The sequence below is a fragment of the Burkholderia sp. IMCC1007 genome, from assembly GCF_027257875.1.
Taxonomy (GTDB): Bacteria; Pseudomonadota; Gammaproteobacteria; order Burkholderiales; family Burkholderiaceae; genus Burkholderia.
Map to the genome: position 1 here is coordinate 33,374 of NZ_JAPVQY010000013.1, position 21,288 is coordinate 54,661.

At 68.7% G+C, this 21,288-nt stretch carries 16 protein-coding genes; 9 read left to right on the forward strand and 7 right to left on the reverse strand.

The genetic code is table 11. The features are described 5' to 3' along the window. Positions 1–126 precede the first annotated feature (126 nt). The 4 genes from O1Q03_RS14555 to O1Q03_RS14570 form a co-directional block, all read right to left on the reverse strand. Positions 127–1,305 carry an acetyl-CoA C-acyltransferase gene (locus O1Q03_RS14555; RefSeq protein ID WP_269504307.1) on the reverse strand — a complete coding sequence of 393 codons (1,179 nt, stop codon included), beginning with the start codon at positions 1,303–1,305 and terminating at the stop codon, positions 127–129. 49 nt (positions 1,306–1,354) lie between these two features. After that, complete coding sequence (gene pncA, locus O1Q03_RS14560; RefSeq protein ID WP_269504309.1) at positions 1,355–1,987, reverse strand: bifunctional nicotinamidase/pyrazinamidase; 633 nt, start codon at positions 1,985–1,987, stop codon at positions 1,355–1,357. A 44-nt stretch (positions 1,988–2,031) separates the two neighbouring features. Beyond that, positions 2,032–4,116, reverse strand: coding sequence for a 3-hydroxyacyl-CoA dehydrogenase NAD-binding domain-containing protein (locus O1Q03_RS14565; protein WP_269504311.1), 2,085 nt, complete (start codon positions 4,114–4,116; stop codon positions 2,032–2,034). 184 nt (positions 4,117–4,300) lie between these two features. Continuing rightward, positions 4,301–5,944: a 3-(methylthio)propionyl-CoA ligase gene (locus O1Q03_RS14570; protein WP_269504314.1), complete on the reverse strand. Its 1,644-nt coding sequence runs from the start codon at positions 5,942–5,944 to the stop codon at positions 4,301–4,303. Between the two features lie 164 nt (positions 5,945–6,108). On the opposite strand from O1Q03_RS14570, the gene O1Q03_RS14575 reads away from it, so the two are divergent. The 5 genes from O1Q03_RS14575 to O1Q03_RS14595 all read left to right on the forward strand — a co-directional run bounded on the left by O1Q03_RS14575 (position 6,109) and on the right by O1Q03_RS14595 (position 9,909). Then, on the forward strand, positions 6,109–7,677 hold the full coding sequence (locus tag O1Q03_RS14575; RefSeq protein ID WP_269504315.1) for a protein adenylyltransferase SelO: 1,569 nt from the start codon (positions 6,109–6,111) through the stop codon (positions 7,675–7,677). Positions 7,678–7,714: 37 nt separating this feature from the next. Further along, positions 7,715–8,146 carry a peptide-methionine (R)-S-oxide reductase MsrB gene (msrB, locus tag O1Q03_RS14580; RefSeq protein WP_059529717.1) on the forward strand — a complete coding sequence of 144 codons (432 nt, stop codon included), beginning with the start codon at positions 7,715–7,717 and terminating at the stop codon, positions 8,144–8,146. A gap of 121 nt (positions 8,147–8,267) precedes the next feature. Next, positions 8,268–8,798, forward strand: a complete 531-nt coding sequence (locus tag O1Q03_RS14585; protein ID WP_057925329.1) for a septation protein A — start codon at positions 8,268–8,270, stop codon at positions 8,796–8,798. 1 nt (position 8,799) lies between these two features. Then, positions 8,800–9,108, forward strand: coding sequence for a BolA family protein (locus O1Q03_RS14590; RefSeq protein ID WP_269504319.1), 309 nt, complete (start codon positions 8,800–8,802; stop codon positions 9,106–9,108). 18 nt (positions 9,109–9,126) lie between these two features. Continuing rightward, complete coding sequence (locus O1Q03_RS14595) at positions 9,127–9,909, forward strand: peptidylprolyl isomerase (RefSeq protein ID WP_269504320.1); 783 nt, start codon at positions 9,127–9,129, stop codon at positions 9,907–9,909. Between the two features lie 171 nt (positions 9,910–10,080). Here O1Q03_RS14595 and O1Q03_RS14600 read toward each other — a convergent pair whose 3' ends face one another. After that, positions 10,081–10,626, reverse strand: coding sequence for a GNAT family N-acetyltransferase (locus tag O1Q03_RS14600; protein ID WP_269504405.1), 546 nt, complete (start codon positions 10,624–10,626; stop codon positions 10,081–10,083). A gap of 5 nt (positions 10,627–10,631) precedes the next feature. Beyond that, entirely contained in the window at positions 10,632–14,696 is a 4,065-nt protein-coding gene (gene purL / locus O1Q03_RS14605) for a phosphoribosylformylglycinamidine synthase (protein ID WP_269504321.1), read from the reverse strand. Positions 14,697–15,186: 490 nt separating this feature from the next. On the opposite strand from purL, the gene O1Q03_RS14610 reads away from it, so the two are divergent. The 3 genes from O1Q03_RS14610 to pgi all read left to right on the forward strand — a co-directional run bounded on the left by O1Q03_RS14610 (position 15,187) and on the right by pgi (position 19,818). After that, positions 15,187–16,488 (forward strand): FAD-dependent oxidoreductase, encoded by a 1,302-nt coding sequence (locus tag O1Q03_RS14610; protein ID WP_269504322.1) that lies wholly within the window; start codon positions 15,187–15,189, stop codon positions 16,486–16,488. Between the two features lie 51 nt (positions 16,489–16,539). After that, positions 16,540–18,084 (forward strand): NAD(P)H-hydrate dehydratase, encoded by a 1,545-nt coding sequence (locus O1Q03_RS14615; protein WP_269504323.1) that lies wholly within the window; start codon positions 16,540–16,542, stop codon positions 18,082–18,084. 111 nt (positions 18,085–18,195) lie between these two features. Continuing rightward, positions 18,196–19,818 (forward strand): glucose-6-phosphate isomerase, encoded by a 1,623-nt coding sequence (pgi, locus tag O1Q03_RS14620; protein WP_269504325.1) that lies wholly within the window; start codon positions 18,196–18,198, stop codon positions 19,816–19,818. An 80-nt stretch (positions 19,819–19,898) separates the two neighbouring features. Here pgi and O1Q03_RS14625 read toward each other — a convergent pair whose 3' ends face one another. Then, the gene (locus O1Q03_RS14625; protein ID WP_269504326.1) at positions 19,899–20,600 is read right to left on the reverse strand and encodes an ABC transporter ATP-binding protein; all 702 of its coding nucleotides are present in this window, start codon (positions 20,598–20,600) and stop codon (positions 19,899–19,901) included. Between O1Q03_RS14625 and O1Q03_RS14630 the strand changes: the two genes are divergently transcribed. Next, positions 20,599–21,273 carry an arylesterase gene (locus O1Q03_RS14630; RefSeq protein ID WP_269504328.1) on the forward strand — a complete coding sequence of 225 codons (675 nt, stop codon included), beginning with the start codon at positions 20,599–20,601 and terminating at the stop codon, positions 21,271–21,273. The two genes, O1Q03_RS14625 and O1Q03_RS14630, sit on opposite strands and share 2 nt — an antisense overlap. Positions 21,274–21,288 lie beyond the last annotated feature (15 nt).

The following is a 21,288-nucleotide window of genomic DNA, read 5'->3' on the forward strand; positions in this document are numbered from 1 at the left end:
GGCATCACGTGACGGACCGCGTTTGCCCCCTCTTCGTTACGAATCGCGCCCGGCCATCGCGGATACGCGCCGCGGCGACGGCTTCCACCGCGCCCGGCCGCGGCTGCCGGCCGCACGGGTAAAAGATCAGACGATTTCGAACAGGCCGGCCGCGCCCTGGCCGCCGCCGATGCACATCGTGACCACGACGTATTTCACGCCGCGTCGCTTGCCTTCGATCAGCGCGTGGCCCGTCAGGCGCGCGCCCGATACGCCGTACGGGTGGCCGACCGCGATCGCGCCGCCGTTCACGTTCAGGCGGTCCTCGGGGATCCCGAGCGTGTCGCGGCAGTACAGCACCTGCACCGCGAATGCCTCGTTCAGCTCCCACAGACCGATATCGTCCACTTTCAGCCCCGCCTGCTTCAGCAGCTTCGGCACCGCGAACACCGGGCCGATGCCCATCTCGTCCGGCTCGCAGCCGGCCACCGCGAAGCCGCGGAACACGCCGAGCGGCTGCAGCCCTTCGCGCCGCGCGGCATCGGCGCTCATCACGACGCACGCCGATGCGCCGTCGGAGAACTGGCTCGCGTTGCCGGCGGTGATCACGCCGCCCGGCACCGCCGAACGGATCTTCGACACGCCTTCGAGCGTCGTGTCGGGCCGAATGCCTTCGTCGGCCGACACCGTCACCTCCTGCGTGAACAGCCGGCCCGTCGCCTTGTCGGCGACGCCGGCGAGCACGGTGATCGGCACGATCTCGTCGCGGAACCGCCCGGCTTCCTGCGCGGCTGCGGCACGCAGTTGCGACTGCACGCCGTATTCGTCCTGCCGCTCCTTCGCGATCCCGTAGCGCTTCGCGACGTTCTCGGCGGTCTGCAGCATGTTCCAGTAAATCTCGGGCTTGTGCTGGACGAGCCAGCCTTCCTGGACCATGTGCCGGTTCATCTCGTTCTGCACGCACGAGATCGATTCGACGCCGCCGGCCACGTAGACCTCGCCTTCACCCGCGATGATCCGCTGCGCGGCCAGTGCGATCGTCTGCAGCCCCGACGAACAGAAACGGTTCACCGTCATCCCCGGCACGCTGACCGGCAGCCCGGCGCGCAGCGCGATCTGGCGCGCGATGTTCGCACCGGTCGCGCCTTCGGGATTCGCGCAGCCCATGATCACGTCCTCGACGCGCGCCGGGTCGAGCTTCGCGCGTTCGAGCGCGGCGGCAACCACGTGGCCGCCGAGCGTCGCGCCGTGCGTCATGTTGAATGCACCGCGCCACGATTTCGCGAGCGGCGTGCGTGCGGTCGATACGATTACGGCTTCGGTCATGCGAGTCTCCTTCGGTTCTGCTTGATGTCCTGCATCGAATGGGAATGCGCTACACCGTCGGGCGCGCGCCCGCGGACGTCACGTGTGCGACGCCCGCCGCCTGCATCTGTTGCCATGCGTGCGCGAGCGACCCGTTCAGGTCGATGGCGCGGCACGCATCGTTGATCACGGCGGCGTCGAAGCCCGCCGCGCGCGCATCGAGCGCCGACCACGCGACGCAATAGTCGGTCGCGAGCCCGCAACACCACACGCGCTTCGCGCCGAGCTCGCGCAGATAGCCGGCGAGCCCCGTGCGCGTCGTGCGATCGGCTTCGACGAACGCGGAATAGCTGTCGACCTGCGCGTCGCCGCCCTTGCGGATCACGAGCCTCGCATGCGGGATGTCGAGGTCGCGATGCAGCGCCGCGCCGTCGGTGTCCTGCACGCAGTGCACGGGCCACAGCACCTGCTCGCCGTACGGCAGCGCAAGCGTCGAGAACGGCTCGCGCCCCGGATGGTTCGCGGCAAACGACACGTGCTCGCGCGGGTGCCAGTCCTGCGTCAGCACGACCTGGTCGAAGCGCTGCGCGAGCGCGTTGATCACCGGCACGATCGCATCGCCGTCCGGCACCGCGAGCGCGCCGCCCGGCATGAAGTCGTTCTGCACGTCGATCACGAGCAGCACGTCGTCGGTGCGTTTCATTGCGTTTCTCCTGATGGGGCCGAGCGCGCCGCCACGCGGCGCCGTCAGCCGTTGAACCCGCGCCCGGCCCTGGCCAGCTCGACGATCGACGGCGCAAGCTGCCACGCGTCGCCGTTCGGCGCCGCCGCGTAGCGGCGAATCGCGCGCTCGACGTTGTAGAGGCCGACCATGTCCGCATACAGCATCGGGCCGCCGCGCCACAGCGGGAAGCCATAGCCGGTCAGATAGACCATGTCGATGTCGGACGCCTTCGACGCGATCTTCTCCTCGAGAATCTTCGCGCCTTCGTTCACGAGCGCGAACACGAGCCGCTCGACGATCTCGTCGTCGCCGATCTTGCGCCGCTCGACGCCGCGCTCCTTCGAATACGCGACGACCATCTCGTCGACGAGCGACGACGGCTTCGCCTTGCGGTCGCCGGGCACGTAGTCGTACCAGCCGCCACCCGTCTTCTGGCCGAAGCGGCCGAGTTCGCACAGACGATCGGCGATCTTCGAGTACTGCAGATCGGGCTGCTCGACATAGCGGCGCTTGCGGATCGCCCAGCCGATGTCGTTGCCGGCGAGGTCGCTCATCCGGAACGGGCCCATCGCGAAGCCGAACTTCTCGATCGCGCGATCGACCTGCGCGGGCAGCGCGCCTTCCTCGAGCATGAAGAGCGCCTGGCGGATGTACTGCTCGATCATCCGGTTGCCGATGAAGCCGTCGCACACGCCCGATACCACCGCCGTCTTGCGGATCTTCTTGGCCACCGCCATCACGGTCGCGAGCACGTCCTTCGCGGTCTGCGCGCCGCGCACGACCTCGAGCAGCTTCATCACGTTCGCAGGGCTGAAGAAGTGCATGCCGACGACGTCCTGCGGACGCTTCGTGAATGCGGCGATCTTGTCGACGTCCAGCGTCGACGTGTTCGATGCGAGGATCGCGCCGGGCTTCGCGACGGCGTCGAGCTGGCCGAACACCTGTTCCTTCACGCCGAGTTCCTCGAACACGGCCTCGATGATCAGGTCCGCATCCTTCAGGTCGTCGTAGGACAGCGTCGGCGTGATCAGCGCGATGCGCGCGTCGAGCTTCTGCTGCGTGAGCTTGCCCTTCTTCACCTGCGCGTCGTAGTTCTTGCGGATCGTCGCGAGCCCGCGGTCGAGCGCCTCCTGCTTCGTCTCGAGCAGCGTGACCGGCAGCCCCGCGTTGATGAAGTTCATCGCGATCCCGCCGCCCATCGTGCCGGCGCCGATCACGCCGACGCGACGAATCTCGCGCAGCGGCGTGTCCGACGGCACGTCGGGAATCTTGCTCGCCGCGCGTTCGCCGAAGAACGCGTGCCGCAGCGCGCGGCTTTCCGGCGTCATCATCAGCGCGACGAAGCCGTCGCGTTCGGCCACACTGCCGTTGTCGAAGCCGTTCAGCACGCCGGCCTCGATCGCGTCGATGCACTTGTGCGGCGCGGGGAAATGGGGTGCGGCGGCCCGCGCGGAATTGCGCGCGAACTGGATGAAGCCCGCCGCATTCTCGTGGACGATCTTGCGATCGCGCACGCGCGGATGCGGCCCGTTCTGCGCGCCGGCCTTGCGCGCGAATGCAACGGCCGCGTCGAGCAGGTCGCCGTCGGCCATCTCGTCGAACAGCCCGCTCTTCGCGAGTTGCTCCGACGGCACCGGCGCGCCCGACACGATCATGTTCAGCGCGGTTTCGAGCCCCACCGCACGCGGCAGGCGCTGCGTGCCGCCGGCGCCCGGCAGCAGCCCGAGCTTCACTTCGGGCAGCGCGATCTGCGCGCCCGGTGCCGCGACGCGATAGTGCGCGCCGAGCGCAAGCTCCAGCCCACCGCCCATCACGACGCTGTGCAGCGCCGCGACGACGGGCTTCGCGCTCGCTTCCACCGCGCGGATCACGGTGTGCAGCGTCGGCTCCTGCAGCGCCTTCGGCGTATTGAATTCGGTGATGTCGGCGCCGCCCGAGAACGCGCGGCCCGCGCCGGTCAGCACGATGGCCGTGACCGACGGATCCTGCGCGGCGCGATCGAGCGCGTCCATGACGCCCTGGCGGGTCGACAGGCCGAGCCCGTTGACGGGCGGATTGTTGAGCGTGATGACGGCCACGCCGTCGCGAGTCGAGTAATCCACTGCCATCTGCCTGCCTCCATGCATTGCGCGCCTGGGTGGCTGCGCTTCATTGTGCGCGGTCGAACGGCCGCATGTCCGGATGAACGGAGGCAGCATACAACGAAAAAGCACGGTCGTTCAATTTGAATTTTTTCCCGACCCGGGGGCCGGATCGGGGCAACCGTGGGCGGGCCGTCTCCGGCCGCGGCGCTTACGGCTCGCAGACCGCCGTCGGCAGCACGTAGTCGCGGAACGTCTCGCGCAGTTTGAGCTTCTGCAGCTTGCCGGTCGCGGTGTGCGGCAGCGATTCGACGAACACGACGTCGTCGGGCACCCACCACTTCGCGACCTTGCCTTCGTAGAACGCGAGCAGCGCTTCGCGGGTCAGGTTCGCGCCTTCGCGCGGCACCACGACGAGCAGCGGCCGTTCGGTCCATTTCGGGTGCGCACAGGCGATGCACGCCGCTTCGGCGACGCCCGGATGCGCGATCGCGACGTTCTCGATGTCGATCGAGCTGATCCATTCGCCGCCCGACTTGATCACGTCCTTGCTGCGATCGGTGATCTGCAGGAAGCCGTCGGGGTCGATCGTCGCGACGTCGCCGGTCGGGAACCAGCCGTCCGACAGCGGCGACGTATCGCTCCTGAAGTAGTGGTCGATCACCCACGGCCCGCGCACCTGCAGTTCGCCGAACGCGACGCCGTCCCACGGCAGCTCGCGCCCGTCGTCGCCGACGATCCGCATGTCGACGCCGCAGATCACGCGCCCCTGCTTTTCCAGCAGCTTGCGCTGCGCGTCGGGCGAGCGCTGCGACTGCGCCCAGTTCAGTTTCGCGAGCGTGCCGAGCGGCGACAGCTCGGTCATCCCCCATGCATGGATCACCCGCACGCCGTATTCGTCCTCGAACGTGCGCAGCATCGCGGGCGGGCACGCGGAGCCGCCGATCACCGTGCGGTTCAGCGTCGAGAAGCGCACGCCGGCCTCGCGCATGTAGTTCAGCAGGCCGAGCCAAACGGTCGGCACGCCGGCGGAAAACGTCACGCGTTCGGTTTCCATCAGCTCGTACAACGACTTGCCGTCGAGATCCTTGCCGGGCAGCACGAGCTTGCCGCCGGTCAGCGGCACCGCGTACGGCAGCCCCCATGCATTCACATGGAACATCGGCACGACGGGCAGCACGGCGTCCATCGCCGACAGATTCATCGCGTCGGGCAGCGCGGCGCCGTACGCGTGCAGCACCGTCGAGCGATGCGAATACAGCACGCCCTTCGGGTTGCCGGTCGTGCCCGACGTGTAGCACAGGCCCGACGCCTGCCGTTCGTCGAGCCGCGGCCAGTCGTAGCGGCCGTCCTCGGCGTCGACGAGCGTTTCGTAGCACAGGTACGGCGTCGCGCCGGACGGCAGGTGCGCGGCGTCCGTCATCGCGATCCAGCCCTTCACCTGCGGGCACTGCGGCGCGAGCGCATCGACGAGCGGCGCGAAATTGATGTCGAAGAAGACGTAGCGGTCTTCCGCATGATTGACGATGTACGCGATCTGCTCGGGAAAAAGGCGCGGGTTGATCGTGTGGCACACGGCGCCCATCCCGCCGATCCCGTAATACGCCTCCAGATGCCGGTAGCCGTTCCAGGCGAGCGTGCCGACGCGGTCGCCCGTTTCGACGCCCAGCCGTGCGAGCGCCTGTGCGAGCCGCTTCGCGCGCTGCTCGCAGTCGCGGTACGTGTAGCGATGCAGATCGCCTTCCACACGCTTCGACACGATCTCCGTGTCGCCGGCGTAACGCGCGGCATGCGCGATCAGCGACGACACCAGCAACGGCATGTCCATCATCTGGCCCAGCAACGGCTTACCCATCGTCTTGTTCTCCCGGAAGGACGCGAATCGGTCACCAGCCTCGCAGCAGTGCGCCACCCTACGACCCGTCCACGGCCCGGACAGGCCCGGCGCCCGATGCACGGGCCGCCATGCGGGCGGCGCGGCGCCGCCTTACAATATCGGCTTACCCAGAGGCGCTCAACATGTCGTTTTCCCGAAGCGCAGCCGATGCGGCTGACACTCTCCCCGACCTCGCCGCCACGCTCGGCGCGCCGGCCGAACGCGCGTTCGTCACGCTCGGCGCTGCGTTTCATACGCGGCTGCCGGCCGCGCCGCTGCCCGCGCCGTACGTGGTCGGCTTTTCCGACGAAGTCGCGCAACTGCTCGGCCTGCCGCCCGCGATCGTCGCGCAGCCCGATTTCGCCGAGCTGTTCGCCGGCAACCCGACGCGCGACTGGCCCGCGAACGCGCTGCCGTACGCGTCCGTGTATTCCGGTCACCAGTTCGGCGTGTGGGCCGGCCAGCTCGGCGACGGTCGCGCGCTGACGATCGGCGAGCTTCCCGGCCCCGACGGCCGGCGCTACGAACTGCAGATCAAGGGCGGCGGCCGCACGCCGTATTCGCGGATGGGCGACGGCCGCGCGGTGCTGCGCTCGTCGATCCGCGAATTCCTGTGCTCCGAAGCGATGCATCATCTCGGCATTCCGACCACGCGCGCGCTCACGGTGATCGGCTCCGACCAGCCGGTCGTGCGCGAGGAAATCGAAACGTCGGCGGTCGTCACGCGCGTGTCGGAGAGCTTCGTGCGCTTCGGCCACTTCGAGCACTTCTTCTCGAACGATCGCCCCGACCTGCTGCGCCAGCTCGCCGATCACGTGATCGACCGTTTCTACCCGGCGTGCCGCGACGCCGACGATCCGTACCTCGCGCTGCTCGAAGCCGCGATGTTGCGCACGGCCGACGTCGTCGCGCAATGGCAGGCGGTCGGCTTCTGCCACGGCGTGATGAATACCGACAACATGTCGATCCTCGGCGTGACGATCGACTACGGCCCGTTCGGTTTCATCGATGCGTTCGACGCGAATCATATCTGCAACCACTCCGACACGAGCGGCCGCTATGCGTACCGGATGCAGCCGCGCATCGCGCACTGGAACTGCTATTGCCTCGCGCAGGCGCTCTTGCCGCTGATCGGGCTGCAGCACGGCATCGCCGACGACGATGCCCGCGCCGAGCGCGCGGTGGAAGACGCGCAGGCCGTGCTCGCGAAGTTTCCGGAGCGCTTCGGCCCCGCGCTCGAGCGCCTGATGCGCGCGAAGCTCGGCCTCGAACTCGAGCGCGAGCACGACGCCGAACTCGCGAACAAGCTGCTCGAGACGATGCACGCGAGCCACGCGGATTTCACGCTGACGTTCCGCCGGCTCGCGCAGGTTTCCAAGCACGACGCGAGCCGTGACGCGCCCGTACGCGACCTGTTCATCGACCGCGAAGCGTTCGACGCATGGGCGAACCTCTACCGCGCGCGGCTGTCCGACGAAGCACGCGACGACGCGGCTCGCGCGGTTGCAATGAACCGCGTGAACCCCAAATACGTGCTTCGCAACCATCTTGCCGAAGTCGCGATCCGGCGCGCGAAGGAGAAGGATTTTTCCGAGGTCGAGCGGCTTGCGCAGGTGCTGCGCCGCCCGTTCGACGAACAACCGGAACATGAAGCGTATGCGGCATTGCCGCCCGACTGGGCCGGGTCGCTCGAAGTGAGCTGCTCGTCATGACCCGCGCGCCCCGACCGACCGATCAGGAGAACCCCACATGTCACACGATTCCGACGACAAGACCTTCCCGTATCAGAAGGACGACGCCGAGCTGCGCCGCCGCCTCACGCCGATGCAGTATGAAGTCACGCAGCACGCGGCGACCGAGCGCGCGTTCACCGGCGAATACACCGACACGGAAGACGCAGGCATCTACAAATGCGTCGTCTGCAGCACGCCGCTGTTCGAATCCGGCGCCAAGTTCCATTCGGGCTGCGGCTGGCCCAGCTACTTCAAGCCGCTGAACGGCGAGGTGATCGACGAGAAGATCGACCGCTCGCACGGGATGGTGCGCGTCGAGGTGCGCTGCAACCATTGCGGCGCGCATCTCGGCCACGTGTTCGAGGATGGCCCGCGCGACAAGACCGGTTTGCGGTACTGCATCAATTCGGCTGCGTTAAACTTCGAGTCCCGACCCGAAAACGAATGAGCGGCGCCGGACGGATCCCGCGGCAGCCTCCCCGGCTGCCGCGATCCGCGACGGTGGCGCCCTGGGTCCCTACAACGGTGAAAGGCCGCGCGATGCGACCTTTCACGCAGCTGCGAGCGCCATGAAATTCCTGTTCGATCTGTTTCCGATCATCCTGTTTTTCGCCGCCTTCAAGGTCTGGGGCATTTTCACCGCCACCGCCGTCGCGATCGTCGCGACACTGGCCCAGGTCGCCTGGGTCGCCTTCCGGCACCGGAAGGTCGACACGATGCTGTGGGTCAGCCTCGGCGTGATCGTCGTATTCGGCGGCGCCACCCTCGTCCTGCATGACGAAAAATTCATTCAATGGAAACCGACTGTGCTGTACTGGCTGTTTGCGATCGGGCTATTCGCCGCGCGCTATGCGTTCGGCAACAACCTGATCGAGAAGATGATGGGCAAGCAGCTCACGCTGCCGCATCCCGTGTGGGACAAGCTGAACGTCGCATGGGCGCTGTTCTTCGCGGTGCTCGGCGTCGCGAACCTGTACGTAGTGCACAACTTCACCGAATCGCAGTGGGTGAACTTCAAGCTGTTCGGCACGACGGGCGCAATGGTCGTGTTCATCATTCTGCAGAGCCTGTGGCTCACGAAGTACCTGAAGGACGAGTAACATGAGCGACACCTTTCTCCACGCATCGCCCGACGAACGCATCGCGCTGATCGAAGCGCGTCTGAACGCGTCGCTCGCGCCGCAGTCGCTCACGGTACGCGACGACAGCGCGCAGCACGCGGGCCACGCCGGCGCGGCCGCCGGCGGCCACTACACGGTCACGATCGTGTCGGCCGCATTCGCCGGCAAACCGCGCGTCGCGCGGCACCGGCTGGTGTATGATGCGCTCGCTGATGCGATGCAGCGCGGCATTCACGCGCTCGCGATCGTGGCTTACACGCCCGAAGAATTCAACGAATCTTCAATCTAGTCTCATTAGGAATTCCCGATGATCCTGAAATCCCCCCGCCTGTGGGTCGCGGCGGCTGCGTTTGCAGCGGCACCGGCATTTGCCCAGAACATCGCCGTCGTCAACGGCACGCCGATTCCGAAGTCGCGCGCCGATGCAATGGTCGCGCAGCTCGTGCAGCAAGGCCAGACCGACAGCCCGCAACTGCAGCAGGCCGTGCGCCAGGAGCTCGTGAACCGCGAAATCCTGATGCAGGAAGCGATCCGCGAAGGCATCCCGAATCGTCCGGACGTGAAGGCGCAGGTCGCCGTCGCGCAGCAGACGGTCGTGCTGCGCTCGATGATCGAGAGCTTCCTGAAGAAGAACCAGCCGACCGACGCCGAAGTGAAGGCGCGCTACGACGATCTCGTGAAGGGTGCCGGCGGCAACCGCGAATATCACCTGCACCACATCCTCGTCGACAGCGAGCAGCAGGCGAAGGACTTGATCGCGAAGATCAAGGGCGGCGCGAAGTTCGAGGATCTCGCGAAGCAGTACTCGAAGGATCCAGGTTCGGGCAAGAATGGCGGCGACCTCGACTGGTCCGATCCGAAGGCGTACGTGCCGGAATTCGCCGCGGCCGCGCAAAAGCTGCAGAAAGGCCAGATGACCGACGCGCCGGTGAAGACGCAATTCGGCTGGCACATCATCCGTGTCGACGACGTCCGCGACGTCGCACCGCCGCCGTTCGAACAGGTGAAGGCGCAGATCGCGCAGCAGCTCGTGCAGCAAAAGCTGCAGACGTTCGAGGAAAACCTGCGCCAGCAGGCAAAGATCCAGTAACGTCGGCGCGCCGTCGCACTGCATCGCAAAGCCGCTCTTCGGAGCGGCTTTTTCTTTTGGCGCGCGCGAACAGGCGTGTCGCAATGTAACGGTGCTTGGCCGACGCGCAATAAAAAACCGCTCCGAAGAGCGGCTGTTGCTGTGCCAGGCGTCACTCGCCCGCGGCGTTCGCTACGCGGGATAAAACACGTCGTGATAACGCACGTCGCCCGCCGGCGGCGGTGCCGATTCGTCGAACGACAGCGCGAGGAAATACTCGGCCGGCACGTCCGGAAACACGATGTCGCGGTGCGGCTCGAACCCGAAACGCGCGTAATACGCGGGCTCGCCAAGCACCACGCAGCCGCGCGCGCCGAGCCGCCGCAACGCGTCGAGCCCCGTGCGCACGAGCCCGGCGCCGATGCTCTGCCGCTGGCAATCAGGCCGCACCGCGAGCGGCGCGAGCCCATACCACTGCTGCGTGCCGGCCGGCTCGCCGCCGATCGCAACCGGCGAGAACGCGACGTGCCCGACGATGCGTCCGTCGCGCTCCGCGACGAGCGACACGCTGAGCGCACCGTCGGCGCGCAGCGTGTCGACGATGCGCTGCTCGAACTCGCCGCCCTGCGGCTCGCCCGCGAATGCCGCCCGGATCACGCGGCCGATCGCGTCGGCCTCGCTCGCGCGTTCGTCGCGCAGCGTGACGACCTCGACCGGCGCGTTCGGGTCGAACATCATCCGGATCAGCCGATCCAGCGGCGCGCGTTGCGGAACACGCGCAGCCACGGGCTCGCTTCACCCCAGCCTTCCGGGTGCCAGCTCATCGTGACCGTGCGGTGCACGCGCTCCATGTGCGGCATCAGCACCGAGAAGCGGCCGTCGGCCGTCGTGACCGACGTGATGCCGGCGGGCGACCCGTTCGGGTTGAACGGATAGCGCTCGGTCGCTTCGCCGCGGTGGTCGACGTAGCGCATCGCGACCGCGACGCGATCGATGTCGCCCTGCTGCGAGAAGTCGGCATAGCCTTCGCCGTGCGCGACCGCGACCGGAATCCGCGAGCCTTCCATCCCCGCGAAGAAGATCGACGGCGACTGCTCGACTTCGACGAACGAGAAGCGCGCCTCGAACTGCTCGGACTTGTTGCGCGTGAACTTCGGCCACGCTTCCGCGCCCGGAATCATCGACGCGAGGCTCGACAGCATCTGGCAGCCGTTGCAGATGCCAAGGGCGAACGTGTCGGGGCGAGCGAAGAAGGCCGAGAACATGTCGGCGAGGTTCGCGTTGAAGCGGATCGTCTTCGCCCAGCCTTCGCCGGCGCCCAGCACGTCGCCGTACGAGAAGCCGCCGCATGCCACCGCACCCGCGAAATCGGCGAGCGTCGCGCGGCCCGCGAGCAGGTCGCTCATGTGCACGTCGTGCGCATCGAAGCCCGCGCGATCGAACGCATACGCGGTTTCGAGATGCGAGTTCACACCCTGCTCGCGCAGGATCGCGACGCGCGGCCGTGCGCCCGTCGCGATGAACGGTGCGGCGATGTCGTCAGCCGGATCGAACGTCAGCACCGGCGAGATGCCCGGATCGGCCGCGTCGAGCAGCGCATCGTATTCGGCATCCGCACAGGCCGGGTTGTCGCGCAGACGCGCGATGCGCCAGCTCACTTCGCCCCACGCGCGATGGAGTTCGACGCGCGGCGCGTCGAAGATCTTCTTCGCGTCGCGATACACCTCGATCACGTCGCGATCGTTGACCGTGCCGATCACGTGCGCGCACGCCGACAGGCCGAACTCGCGCAGCGCGCCGAGCACCGCGTCGCGATCGGCCGCGCGCACCTGCACGACGGCGCCGAGTTCCTCGGAGAACAGCGCGCGCAGCGTGCGATCTTCGCGACGGCCGCTCGTCTGCTTCGCCCAGTCCTTCGCGTCGCCGTAGTCGGATTCGTGATTCGGGTCGAGCGTCAGCATGTCGACGTTCAGCGACACGCCCGCATGGCCCGCGAATGCCATTTCGCACACCGTCGCCCACAGGCCGCCGTCGGAGCGGTCGTGGTACGCGAGCAGCTTGCCTTGCGTATTGAGCGACTGGATCGCGTTGAAGAAGCGCTTGAGGTCTTCCGGATCGTCGACGTCCGGCGCCGCGTCACCGACCTGCTGCGTGACCTGCGCGAAGATGCTGCCGCCCATGCGGTTCTTGCCGCGGCCGAGATCGATCGCGATCAGCACGCTGTCGCCCGCGTCGGCGACGCGCCGCAGTTGCGGCGTCAGATGGCGGCGCACGTCCTCGACCGGCGCGAACGCGGAGATGATCAGCGACACCGGCGACACGACTTCCTTCGCGACGCCCTGCTCGTCCCACTTGGTCTTCATCGACAGCGAGTCCTTGCCGACCGGGATGCCGATCCCGAGCGCCGGGCACAGCTCCATGCCGATCGCCTTGACGGTGTCGAACAGCGCGGCGTCTTCGCCGGCCGTGCCGCATGCGGCCATCCAGTTCGCCGACAGCTTCAGCTTGTCGAGCGACGCGATCGGTGCGCTCGCGATGTTCGTGATCGCTTCGCCGACGGCCATGCGGCCCGAGGCCGGCGCGTCGATCACGGCGAGCGGCGTGCGCTCGGCCATCGTCATCGCCTCGCCCTTGAAACCGGCGTAGTCGAGCGCGGTGATCGCGCAGTCGGCCACCGGCACCTGCCACGGGCCGACCATCTGGTCGCGCACCGACGTGCCGCCGACCGAACGGTCGCCGATCGTGATCAGGAACGACTTGCTGCCGACCGTCGGGTGCTTCAGCACGTCGAGCGCGACGGCCGACAGCGCGATGCCCGTCACGTCGACCGGCGCACGCTCGGTCGCGACGCGCGTGACGTCGCGGTGCATGCGCGGCGGCTTGCCGAGCAGCACTTCCATCGGCATGTCGACCGGATATTCGTCGGCGCCCGTCGCTTCGTCGTCGACGAGCTTCAGCTGGCGTTCGTCGGTCGCGACACCGACTACCGCGAACGGGCAGCGCTCGCGTGCGCAGATCGCCTCGAAGCGCGGCAGGTCGGCCGGCGCGATCGCCAGCACGTAGCGCTCCTGCGCCTCGTTCGACCAGATTTCACGCGGCGACAGGCCCGATTCCTCGAGCGCGACCTTGCGCAGTTCGAAGCGCGCGCCCTTGCCCGCGCCGTCGACGATCTCGGGGAATGCGTTCGACAGGCCGCCCGCGCCGACGTCGTGGATGCTCAGGATCGGGTTTTCCGCGCCGAGCTGCCAGCAGCCGTTGATCACTTCCTGCGCGCGCCGCTCGATTTCCGGGTTGCCGCGCTGCACCGAGTCGAAGTCGAGTTCGGCCGTGTTCGCGCCGGTCGCCATCGAGCTCGCGGCGCCGCCGCCCATGCCGATCCGCATGCCGGGGCCGCCGATCTGGATCAGCAGGGAACCCGCCGGCACGTCGTGCTTGTGCGTGTGTTGATCCGCGATGTTGCCGAGGCCGCCCGCGATCATGATCGGCTTGTGATAGCCGCGCACCGTGCCGCCGACGTTCTGCTCGTACACGCGGAAGTAGCCGCCGAGGTTCGGGCGGCCGAATTCGTTGTTGAACGCGGCGCCGCCGAGCGGGCCGTCGATCATGATCTGCAGCGGCGACGCGATGCGATCCGGACGGCCGTACGGGCCGTGCTGCTCGTTCGGGTTGCGCTCGGCCACCGGCTGTGCCGCGTCGCGGTCGTTTTCCCACGGCTGACGCGCATCGGGCAGGTCGAGGTTCGACACGGTGAAGCCCGTGAGGCCGGCCTTCGGACGCGCGCCGCGGCCCGTCGCGCCTTCGTCGCGGATCTCGCCGCCCGCGCCGGTCGCCGCACCCGGGAACGGCGAGATCGCCGTCGGGTGGTTGTGCGTCTCGACCTTCATCAGCGTGTGCGTGAGTTCGGTGTGGCGGCCATAACGTTCACCCGGCTCGCCGGCCGCGCCCGTATTGCGCGGGAACCAGCGCTCGGCTTCGGCGCCGACCATGATCGACGAGTTGTCCGAATACGCGACGATGGTGCCCTGCGGGCTCAGCTTCTCGGTGTTGCGGATCATCGCGAACAGCGACATGTCCTGCGCTTCGCCGTCGATCGTCCACTGCGCGTTGAAGATCTTGTGGCGGCAGTGCTCGCTGTTCGCCTGCGCGAACATCATCAGCTCGACGTCGGTCGGGTTGCGTTCGAGCTTGCGGAACGCGTCGACCAGATAGTCGATCTCGTCGTCGGCGAGCGCGAGCCCCAGCTCGACGTTCGCGCGCTCGAGCGCGCTGCGGCCGACGCCCAGCACGTCGACGGTCGCGAGCGGCTTCGCCGGCAGTTCGTCGAACAGGTGCTTCGCGTCGTCGCGCGCGGCGACCACGCTTTCGGTCATCCGGTCATGCAGCGCGGCTGCGACGGCAGCGCGTGCGTCGTCGGACAGCGCCTTCTTGCCGCCGAGCAGGCCCGACTTCAGCGTGACCGTGAATTCGACGCCGCGCTCGATGCGGCGCACCTGCGTGAGGCCGCAGTGCTGCGCGATGTCGGTCGCCTTGCTCGCCCACGGCGAAACCGTGCCGAAGCGCGGCAGCACGACGAAGGTCTCGGCCGTGCCCTTCTCGGTGGCGGGCTCGAACGGCGTGCCGTAGTGCATCAGCGCGTCGATGCGGGCGCTGTCGTCCGCCGACAGCGGCGCGGCCGCATTGACGAAGTGCAGGAACTGGCCGCGCACCGCGACGATGTTGGCGTCGATTTGCCTGAGCGTGTCGAGCAGACGGGTTTGACGGAAATCGGAGAGGGCCGAAGCGCCGGGAAAACACGAGAAGTGAGCCATGGGCTGGACTGACGTCGATGAGTCGCGCGAGGTGGCGACGTGGGGCGAAAGGAAGGCCGTAATTATACCCGGAAGTCGGGCGTCCCAGACCGGCTGATCGGCACCCGCGATGCACCGCAACGGTGCGGCCGCGTGTCGGGGGTGTCGGGGGTGTCGGGGGTGTCGGGGGTGTCGGGGGTGTCGGGGGTGTCGGGGGTGTCGGGGGTGTCGGGGGTGTCGGGGGTGTCGGGGGTGTCGGGGGTGTCGGGGGTTCGGGCGTATCCGGCGTATCCGGCGTATCCGGCGCATTGGGCATGTCCGGCACGCCGGCGCACGCCAGGCCGCCGCGCACCCCCACGGCGGCCGGCGGCCGTACGATGGCGAAACCGGATAGGCTCGCGTGGTGCCGTTTCCCGCGATTTTGGCGCTATCATTCCCGGTTCACCGGGCCGGGGCCCGTCAGCGAATTCTCACCGGGCGGCGTGCGCGCAGCCCGTCATCGAAGCAATCCATGGATGTCATCGTCATCGGCGGCGGAATCAGCGGCGTCGCCACCGCCTACCAGCTGCGCGCGGCCGGCCATCGCGTGTGCGTGGTCGAACGCCACGCGACCGTCGCGCAGGGCGCGACCTACGGCGACGGCGGCACGCTGCTGCCGAGCCCGCTCGACGTCTGGTTCGGCCCGACCTTCATGCGCCAGCGCCAGCCGCGCGACAGCGGCATCGTCTACAAGCCGGGCTTCAACGGCGGCGTGCGCCGCTTCGTCAAGGAACTCGGCGCGCTGCGCGAGCCCGACGCGTTCGCCGCACAATACGCGCGGCTGCGTCCGCTGATCGACGCATCGCGCGACAGCGTCACCGACATCGAAACGCGCCTGCAGCTCGATTTCGAGCAGAAAACCGGCATTCTGCACGTCGTGCGCGACCCGCGCGACTGGGAGGCCCTGCAGCCGGCGCTCGACCTGCTGCGCACGCTCGATCAGCCGTACCGTGTGCTCACCGCCGACGAATGCGCAGCGCTCGAGCCGTCGGTGCCGGCCGAACCCGGCTTTGCCGGCGGCGTGCTGCTCGAGACCGAACGCACCGGCAATTGCCCGCTGTTCGCGAAACTGATCAAGCAGGCGCTCGACGAGCACGGCGTGCAGTTCCGCTTCGGCGCGGAGGTCGCCGCAATTCGCGTGGACACCGGCCGCGCGGCGGTCGAGCTCGCGCCGCCCGGCGGCCGGCGCGCGACGGGCGCGCGCGAAGTCGACGTGATTTCGGCCGACGCGATCGTGGTCGCCGCCGGCGCCGGCAGCCCGGCGCTGCTCGAGCGGCTCGGCTGGCGGCTGCCGCTGCATCCGGTCCGCGCGCATACGCTGACCGCGCCGGTCACCTACGAGGAACACGCGCCGCACCTGAGCGTCGTCGATTCGATCAAGCGGATCTCGATCACGCGCACGCATCAGCGGCTGCGCGTCGGCGGCGGCGCCGTGCTGCAAAGCCTCGCCGACACCGCGAAGCCGCTGCCCGAGCCGCTGTCCGAGGCGGCGCTCGCGCTGCTCGGCCAGGCCGTGCACGACTGGGTGCCGGGTGCCGCGAAAATCTCCGCCGCGCTGTCGTGGCAAGGCATGCAATTGCTGTCGCCGGACGGCCTGCCGGTCGTCGGTCCGACCCCGCACCCGCGCGTATTCGTCAATTTCGGTCACGGCCCGGCCGGTTGGGCGCTCGCGTGCGGCTCTGCTAAAGTGGTGACCGACTGTCTGGGCGGCGACACGCAGCAGTGGCCCGCCGACACGCTCGCCGCGCTGAGCGCCGCGCGCTTCACGACCTGACCGCCGCGGGCCCGTCCCGGGCGGCATCCTCCCCGCCGTCATGATCCCGCGATGACCGTTGCCCGCCCGCTTCCCGACTCCACCCCGATCGCGCTGCTGCGCGTCGCCGACCTGCGTGCGGCCGAGGCCGCCGCGACTGCCGAACTCCCGCCGCACACGCTGATGGGCCGCGCCGGCGCCGCCGCCGCGCGCTGGCTGTCGGAACGGGTCGCCGGCGACGAGCGCCCCGTCTGGTTCGCAGTCGGCCCGGGCAACAATGGCGGCGACGCGCTGGTGGCCGCCGCGCACCTGCAGCAGCTCGGCGTCGCGACGCAGGCGTGGATCCCCGTACCGGTCAAACCCGACGACGCGCAATGGGCGCTCGGCCTCGCACGCGCGGCACGCGTGCCGCTATCGACCGAACCGCCCGCGTCGCTCGACGATTACGCATGGGTCGTCGACGGCCTGTTCGGCATCGGCCTCGGTCGTGCGCTCGACGGCCCGTTCGCCGCGCAGGCCGCGCGCATCGCCGCGCATGCGCGAAGCGGCGGCCGCGTGCTCGCGCTCGACGTGCCGAGCGGACTCGACAGCGACACGGGCCGGATCGTCGGCGCGGGCGTCGCGGTCGCCGCCACGCATACACTGACCTTCATCGGCGCGAAGCCGGGCCTTTACACCGGCGACGGCCGCGACTTCGCGGGCGACATCGAGATCGCGTCGCTCGACGTCGCGCCGCCTGCCGTGCCGGCCGTCGTGCTGAATGCGCCGGCGCAGTTCGCCGCCGCGCTCCCCGCACGCGCGTTCGCATCGCACAAGGGCACGTTCGGCAGCCTCGCGGTGCTCGGCGGCGACACGGGAATGTGCGGCGCGCCGATTCTCGCCGCGCGAGCCGCGCTATTCGCCGGCGCCGGCAAGGTGCATGTCGGCTTCCTCGGCGCCGGCGCGCCGCCGTACGATCCGCCGTTCCCCGAACTGATGCTGCATCCGGCCGACGGGCTCGGCCTCGACGCGATGTCCGCGATCGCGGCCGGCTGCGGCCTCGGCACGCGCGAGGCTGCGGCGACGCTCGTGCGCGACGCGCTCGCGCACGATGCGGCGACGCTGCTCGATGCCGACGCGCTGAACCTCGTCGCGATGCACGCCGAACTCGCGGCCGCCGTCGCCGCTCGCGGCGCACGCGGCAACGCATGCGTGCTGACGCCGCATCCGCTCGAAGCGGCCCGGCTGCTCGGCACCGACACTGCGACCGTGCAGCAGGACCGGCTCGCCGCGGCACAGGCGCTCGCCGCGCGCTACGCCAGCATCGTCGTGCTGAAAGGCTCCGGCACGGTGATTGCAGCACCCGACGGCCGCGTCACGATCAACCCGACCGGCAACGCGGCGCTCGCCACCGGCGGCACCGGCGACGTGCTCGGCGGCCTGATCGGTGCGTTGCTCGCGCAGCGCGTCGCGCCGTACGAAGCCGCGCTCGCGGGTGTCTACCTGCACGGCCTCGCGGCCGACACGCTGACCGCGAACGGCACGGGGCCGGCCGGCCTCACCGCGGGCGAACTCGCGCCGATGGTGCGCACGCTGATCAATCGCCTTTTTTACCCGTCGCCGCGCGCCGACATATAACGCCGCTATACTGAGTGCCCCGCCGCACGGCGGGCCCTCTCGTCCGCCGGCTGTCCGATCCCGACGCGCCGGCGCGGCATTCATCCCGATTCACGCTTCACTCGAACCGCCATGACGCTGAATTCGCTCCCCGCCTGGACTGCCCTTCAATCCCACTTCGAACAGATCCGCCATGCGCGGCTGCGCGACTGGTTCGCGCCGGAAAACGACCACGCACCGACCCGCGCCGAACGCTTCACGATCCCCGGCGGCGGCCTCGCGGCCGACTTCTCGAAGAACCGCATCAACGACGACACGCTGCGCCTGCTCGTGCAGCTGGCCCGCGAAGTGGACGTCGAAGCGCGCCGTGACGCGATGTTCGCCGGCGAGATCGTCAACGCGACCGAAGGCCGCGCGGCGCTGCACACGGCATTGCGCGCGACCGACCCGCAAGCGCCGTTCCATGCGCAGGTCAGCGCCGAGCGCGCGAAGATGGCGACCTTCGCACGGGCGGTGCGCAGCGGCATGTGGACGGGCTACACGGGCAAACGCATCCGCCACGTGATCAACATCGGCATCGGCGGCTCGGATCTCGGGCCGAAGATGGTCACGCACGCGCTGCACCACGTCGCGACGCCGGACCTCTCGACCCACTTCGTGTCGAACGTCGACGGCGCCGATCTCGCGCGCGTGCTCGAGCAGGTCGACCCGGAAGAAACGCTCGCGATCATCGTGTCGAAGACCTTCACGACGCTCGAGACGATGACGAATGCACGCTCGCTGCGCGACTGGTTCGTCGCGCGCGGCTGCCCGGAAGATGCGCTCGCGAAACACTTCGTCGGCGTCTCGGCCAACCCGGCCGAAGTCGTGAAGTTCGGCATCGCCGCGGACAACGTGTTCGAAATGTGGGACTGGGTCGGCGGCCGCTATTCGCTGTGGTCGGCGGTCGGCCTGTCGATCATGATCGCGATCGGGCCGGAGCAGTTCGACGAGTTGCTCGCCGGCGCGAACGACATGGACCGTCATTTCCGCGAAGCGCCGCTCGAACGCAACCTGCCGGTGCTGCTCGGCCTGATCGGCATCTGGTATCGCAACTTCTTCGGCTCGCAGAGCTATCTCGTCGCGCCGTATTCGGAAGCGCTGCACTACCTGCCGTCGTACCTGCAGCAACTCGAGATGGAAAGCAACGGCAAGTCCGCGCGACTGGACGGCACGTTCGTCGACTACCCGACGTCGGCCGTCACGTGGGGCGAGCCGGGCACCAACGGCCAGCATGCGTTCTTCCAGATGCTGCACCAGGGCCCGACGATCGTGCCGATCGACTTCGTCGCGGTGCTGACGCCCGAGCATCCGCTCGCGAGCCATCATCCGAAGCTGCTCGCGAACTGCTTCGCGCAAAGCGAGGCGCTGATGCTGGGCCGCACGCTCGACGAAGCGCGCAAGGTTGCCGGCCCCGGCAAGGAGGCGCTCGCGCCGCACCTCACGTTCCCCGGCAACCGTCCGACGACGACGCTGCTCGTCGACGCGCTGACGCCGCGCTCGCTCGGCGCGCTGATTGCGCTGTACGAGCACAAGGTGCTGGTGCAGGCGACGGTATGGGACATCAATCCGTTCGATCAGTGGGGCGTCGAGCTCGGCAAGATTCTCGGCAAGGTCGTCGAAGCCGATCTGTCCGCCGAGTCGGTCGACCCCGCGAAACACGACTCGTCGACCACCGCGCTGATCGAGCGCGCGCGTGCAGCGCTCAAGCGCTGACGCGACGCGTCATTGAGCGCATGCCGGCCGCACCGGCGTGACACTCACCTGCGCGGCCGGCGCAGAAATGCAGTGCGGCGCTACGCCGCGTGCGGGGCGACGATCCGTCCGGCGTCGATCGTCACCGTCGTCGCGCAGCGCCGCGCGAGTTCGGTATCGTGCGTGACGAGCACGAGCGTTGCGCCGTGCGTGCGATTCAGCTCGAACATCAGGTCGATGACCGCATGCCCCGTCGCTGCGTCCAGGCTGCCGGTCGGCTCGTCCGCGAACAGGATCGCCGGTCGCGTGACGAACGCGCGCGCGAGCGCGACGCGCTGCTGCTCGCCGCCCGACAGCAGCTTCGGATAATGCGCGGTGCGTTCGGCGAGACCGACCTGCACAAGCAGCGCGCGCGCACGATCGGCCGCGTCGCGTGCGCTGATGCCGCCCTGCAGTTCGAGCGGCAGCATCACGTTTTCGAGTGCCGTCAGATGCGGCATCAACTGGAACGACTGGAACACGAAGCCGACCGCACCATTGCGCAGCGCGGCGCGCTCGTCCTCGTCGAGCTGGTCGAGCGCGCGGCCGAGCAGGCGAACCGTGCCGCTCGTCGCGCTGTCCAACCCCGCAAGCAGGCCGAGCAGCGTCGATTTGCCCGACCCCGACGCACCGACGATCGCGAGGCTGCTGCCGGGCCGCACCGCGAACGTGATGCCGTCGAGGATCGTCAGTTCGCCCGTCGCATCGGCGACCCGCTTGCATACGTCATGGACTTCGATGATCGGATCGGTAATCTTGAACATGGACACGACATTTCGCTGGAAAAGACGTGCGGCGCTCGCCGCACTGCTGGGTACCCTGCTCGCAGCAACCGTGCCCGCGCCGGCGGCGACGGCTGCGGCATCGTCATCGGGCCAGCCCGTGCTCGTCGTGCTCGGCGACAGCCTGTCGGCCGAATACGGGCTGCCGCGCGACACGGGCTGGGTTGCGCTGCTGCGACAACGGCTCGCGACCGGGCGAATCGATTATAGCGTTGCGAACGCAAGCGTCAGCGGCGACACCACGAGCGGCGGCCGCGCGCGGCTGCCTGCGGTGCTGCAACGACTCAAGCCGTCGATCGTCGTCGTCGAGCTCGGTGCGAACGATGCGCTGCGCGGCGTGCCGCTCGCGACGACCGAGCAGAACCTGCGCGACATCATCGCCGACGCGCGGCGCGCACATGCGAAGGTCGTGCTGGTCGGCATGTACGTGCCGGCCAACTATGGGCCCGACTACACGCAGAAATTCCACGCGATCTATACGCGGCTGTCGAAGGAGCTCGACGTCCCGCTCGTGCCGTTCCTGCTTGCCGGCATCGAGAACAAGCCGGAGATGTTCCAGTCGGATCAGATGCATCCGACCCAGCAGGCGCAAGGCATTCTGCTCGACAACGTCTGGCCCGCGCTGAAACCGCTGCTCGGCAAGCCGCGCGGCTGATACCACTGCACGCGC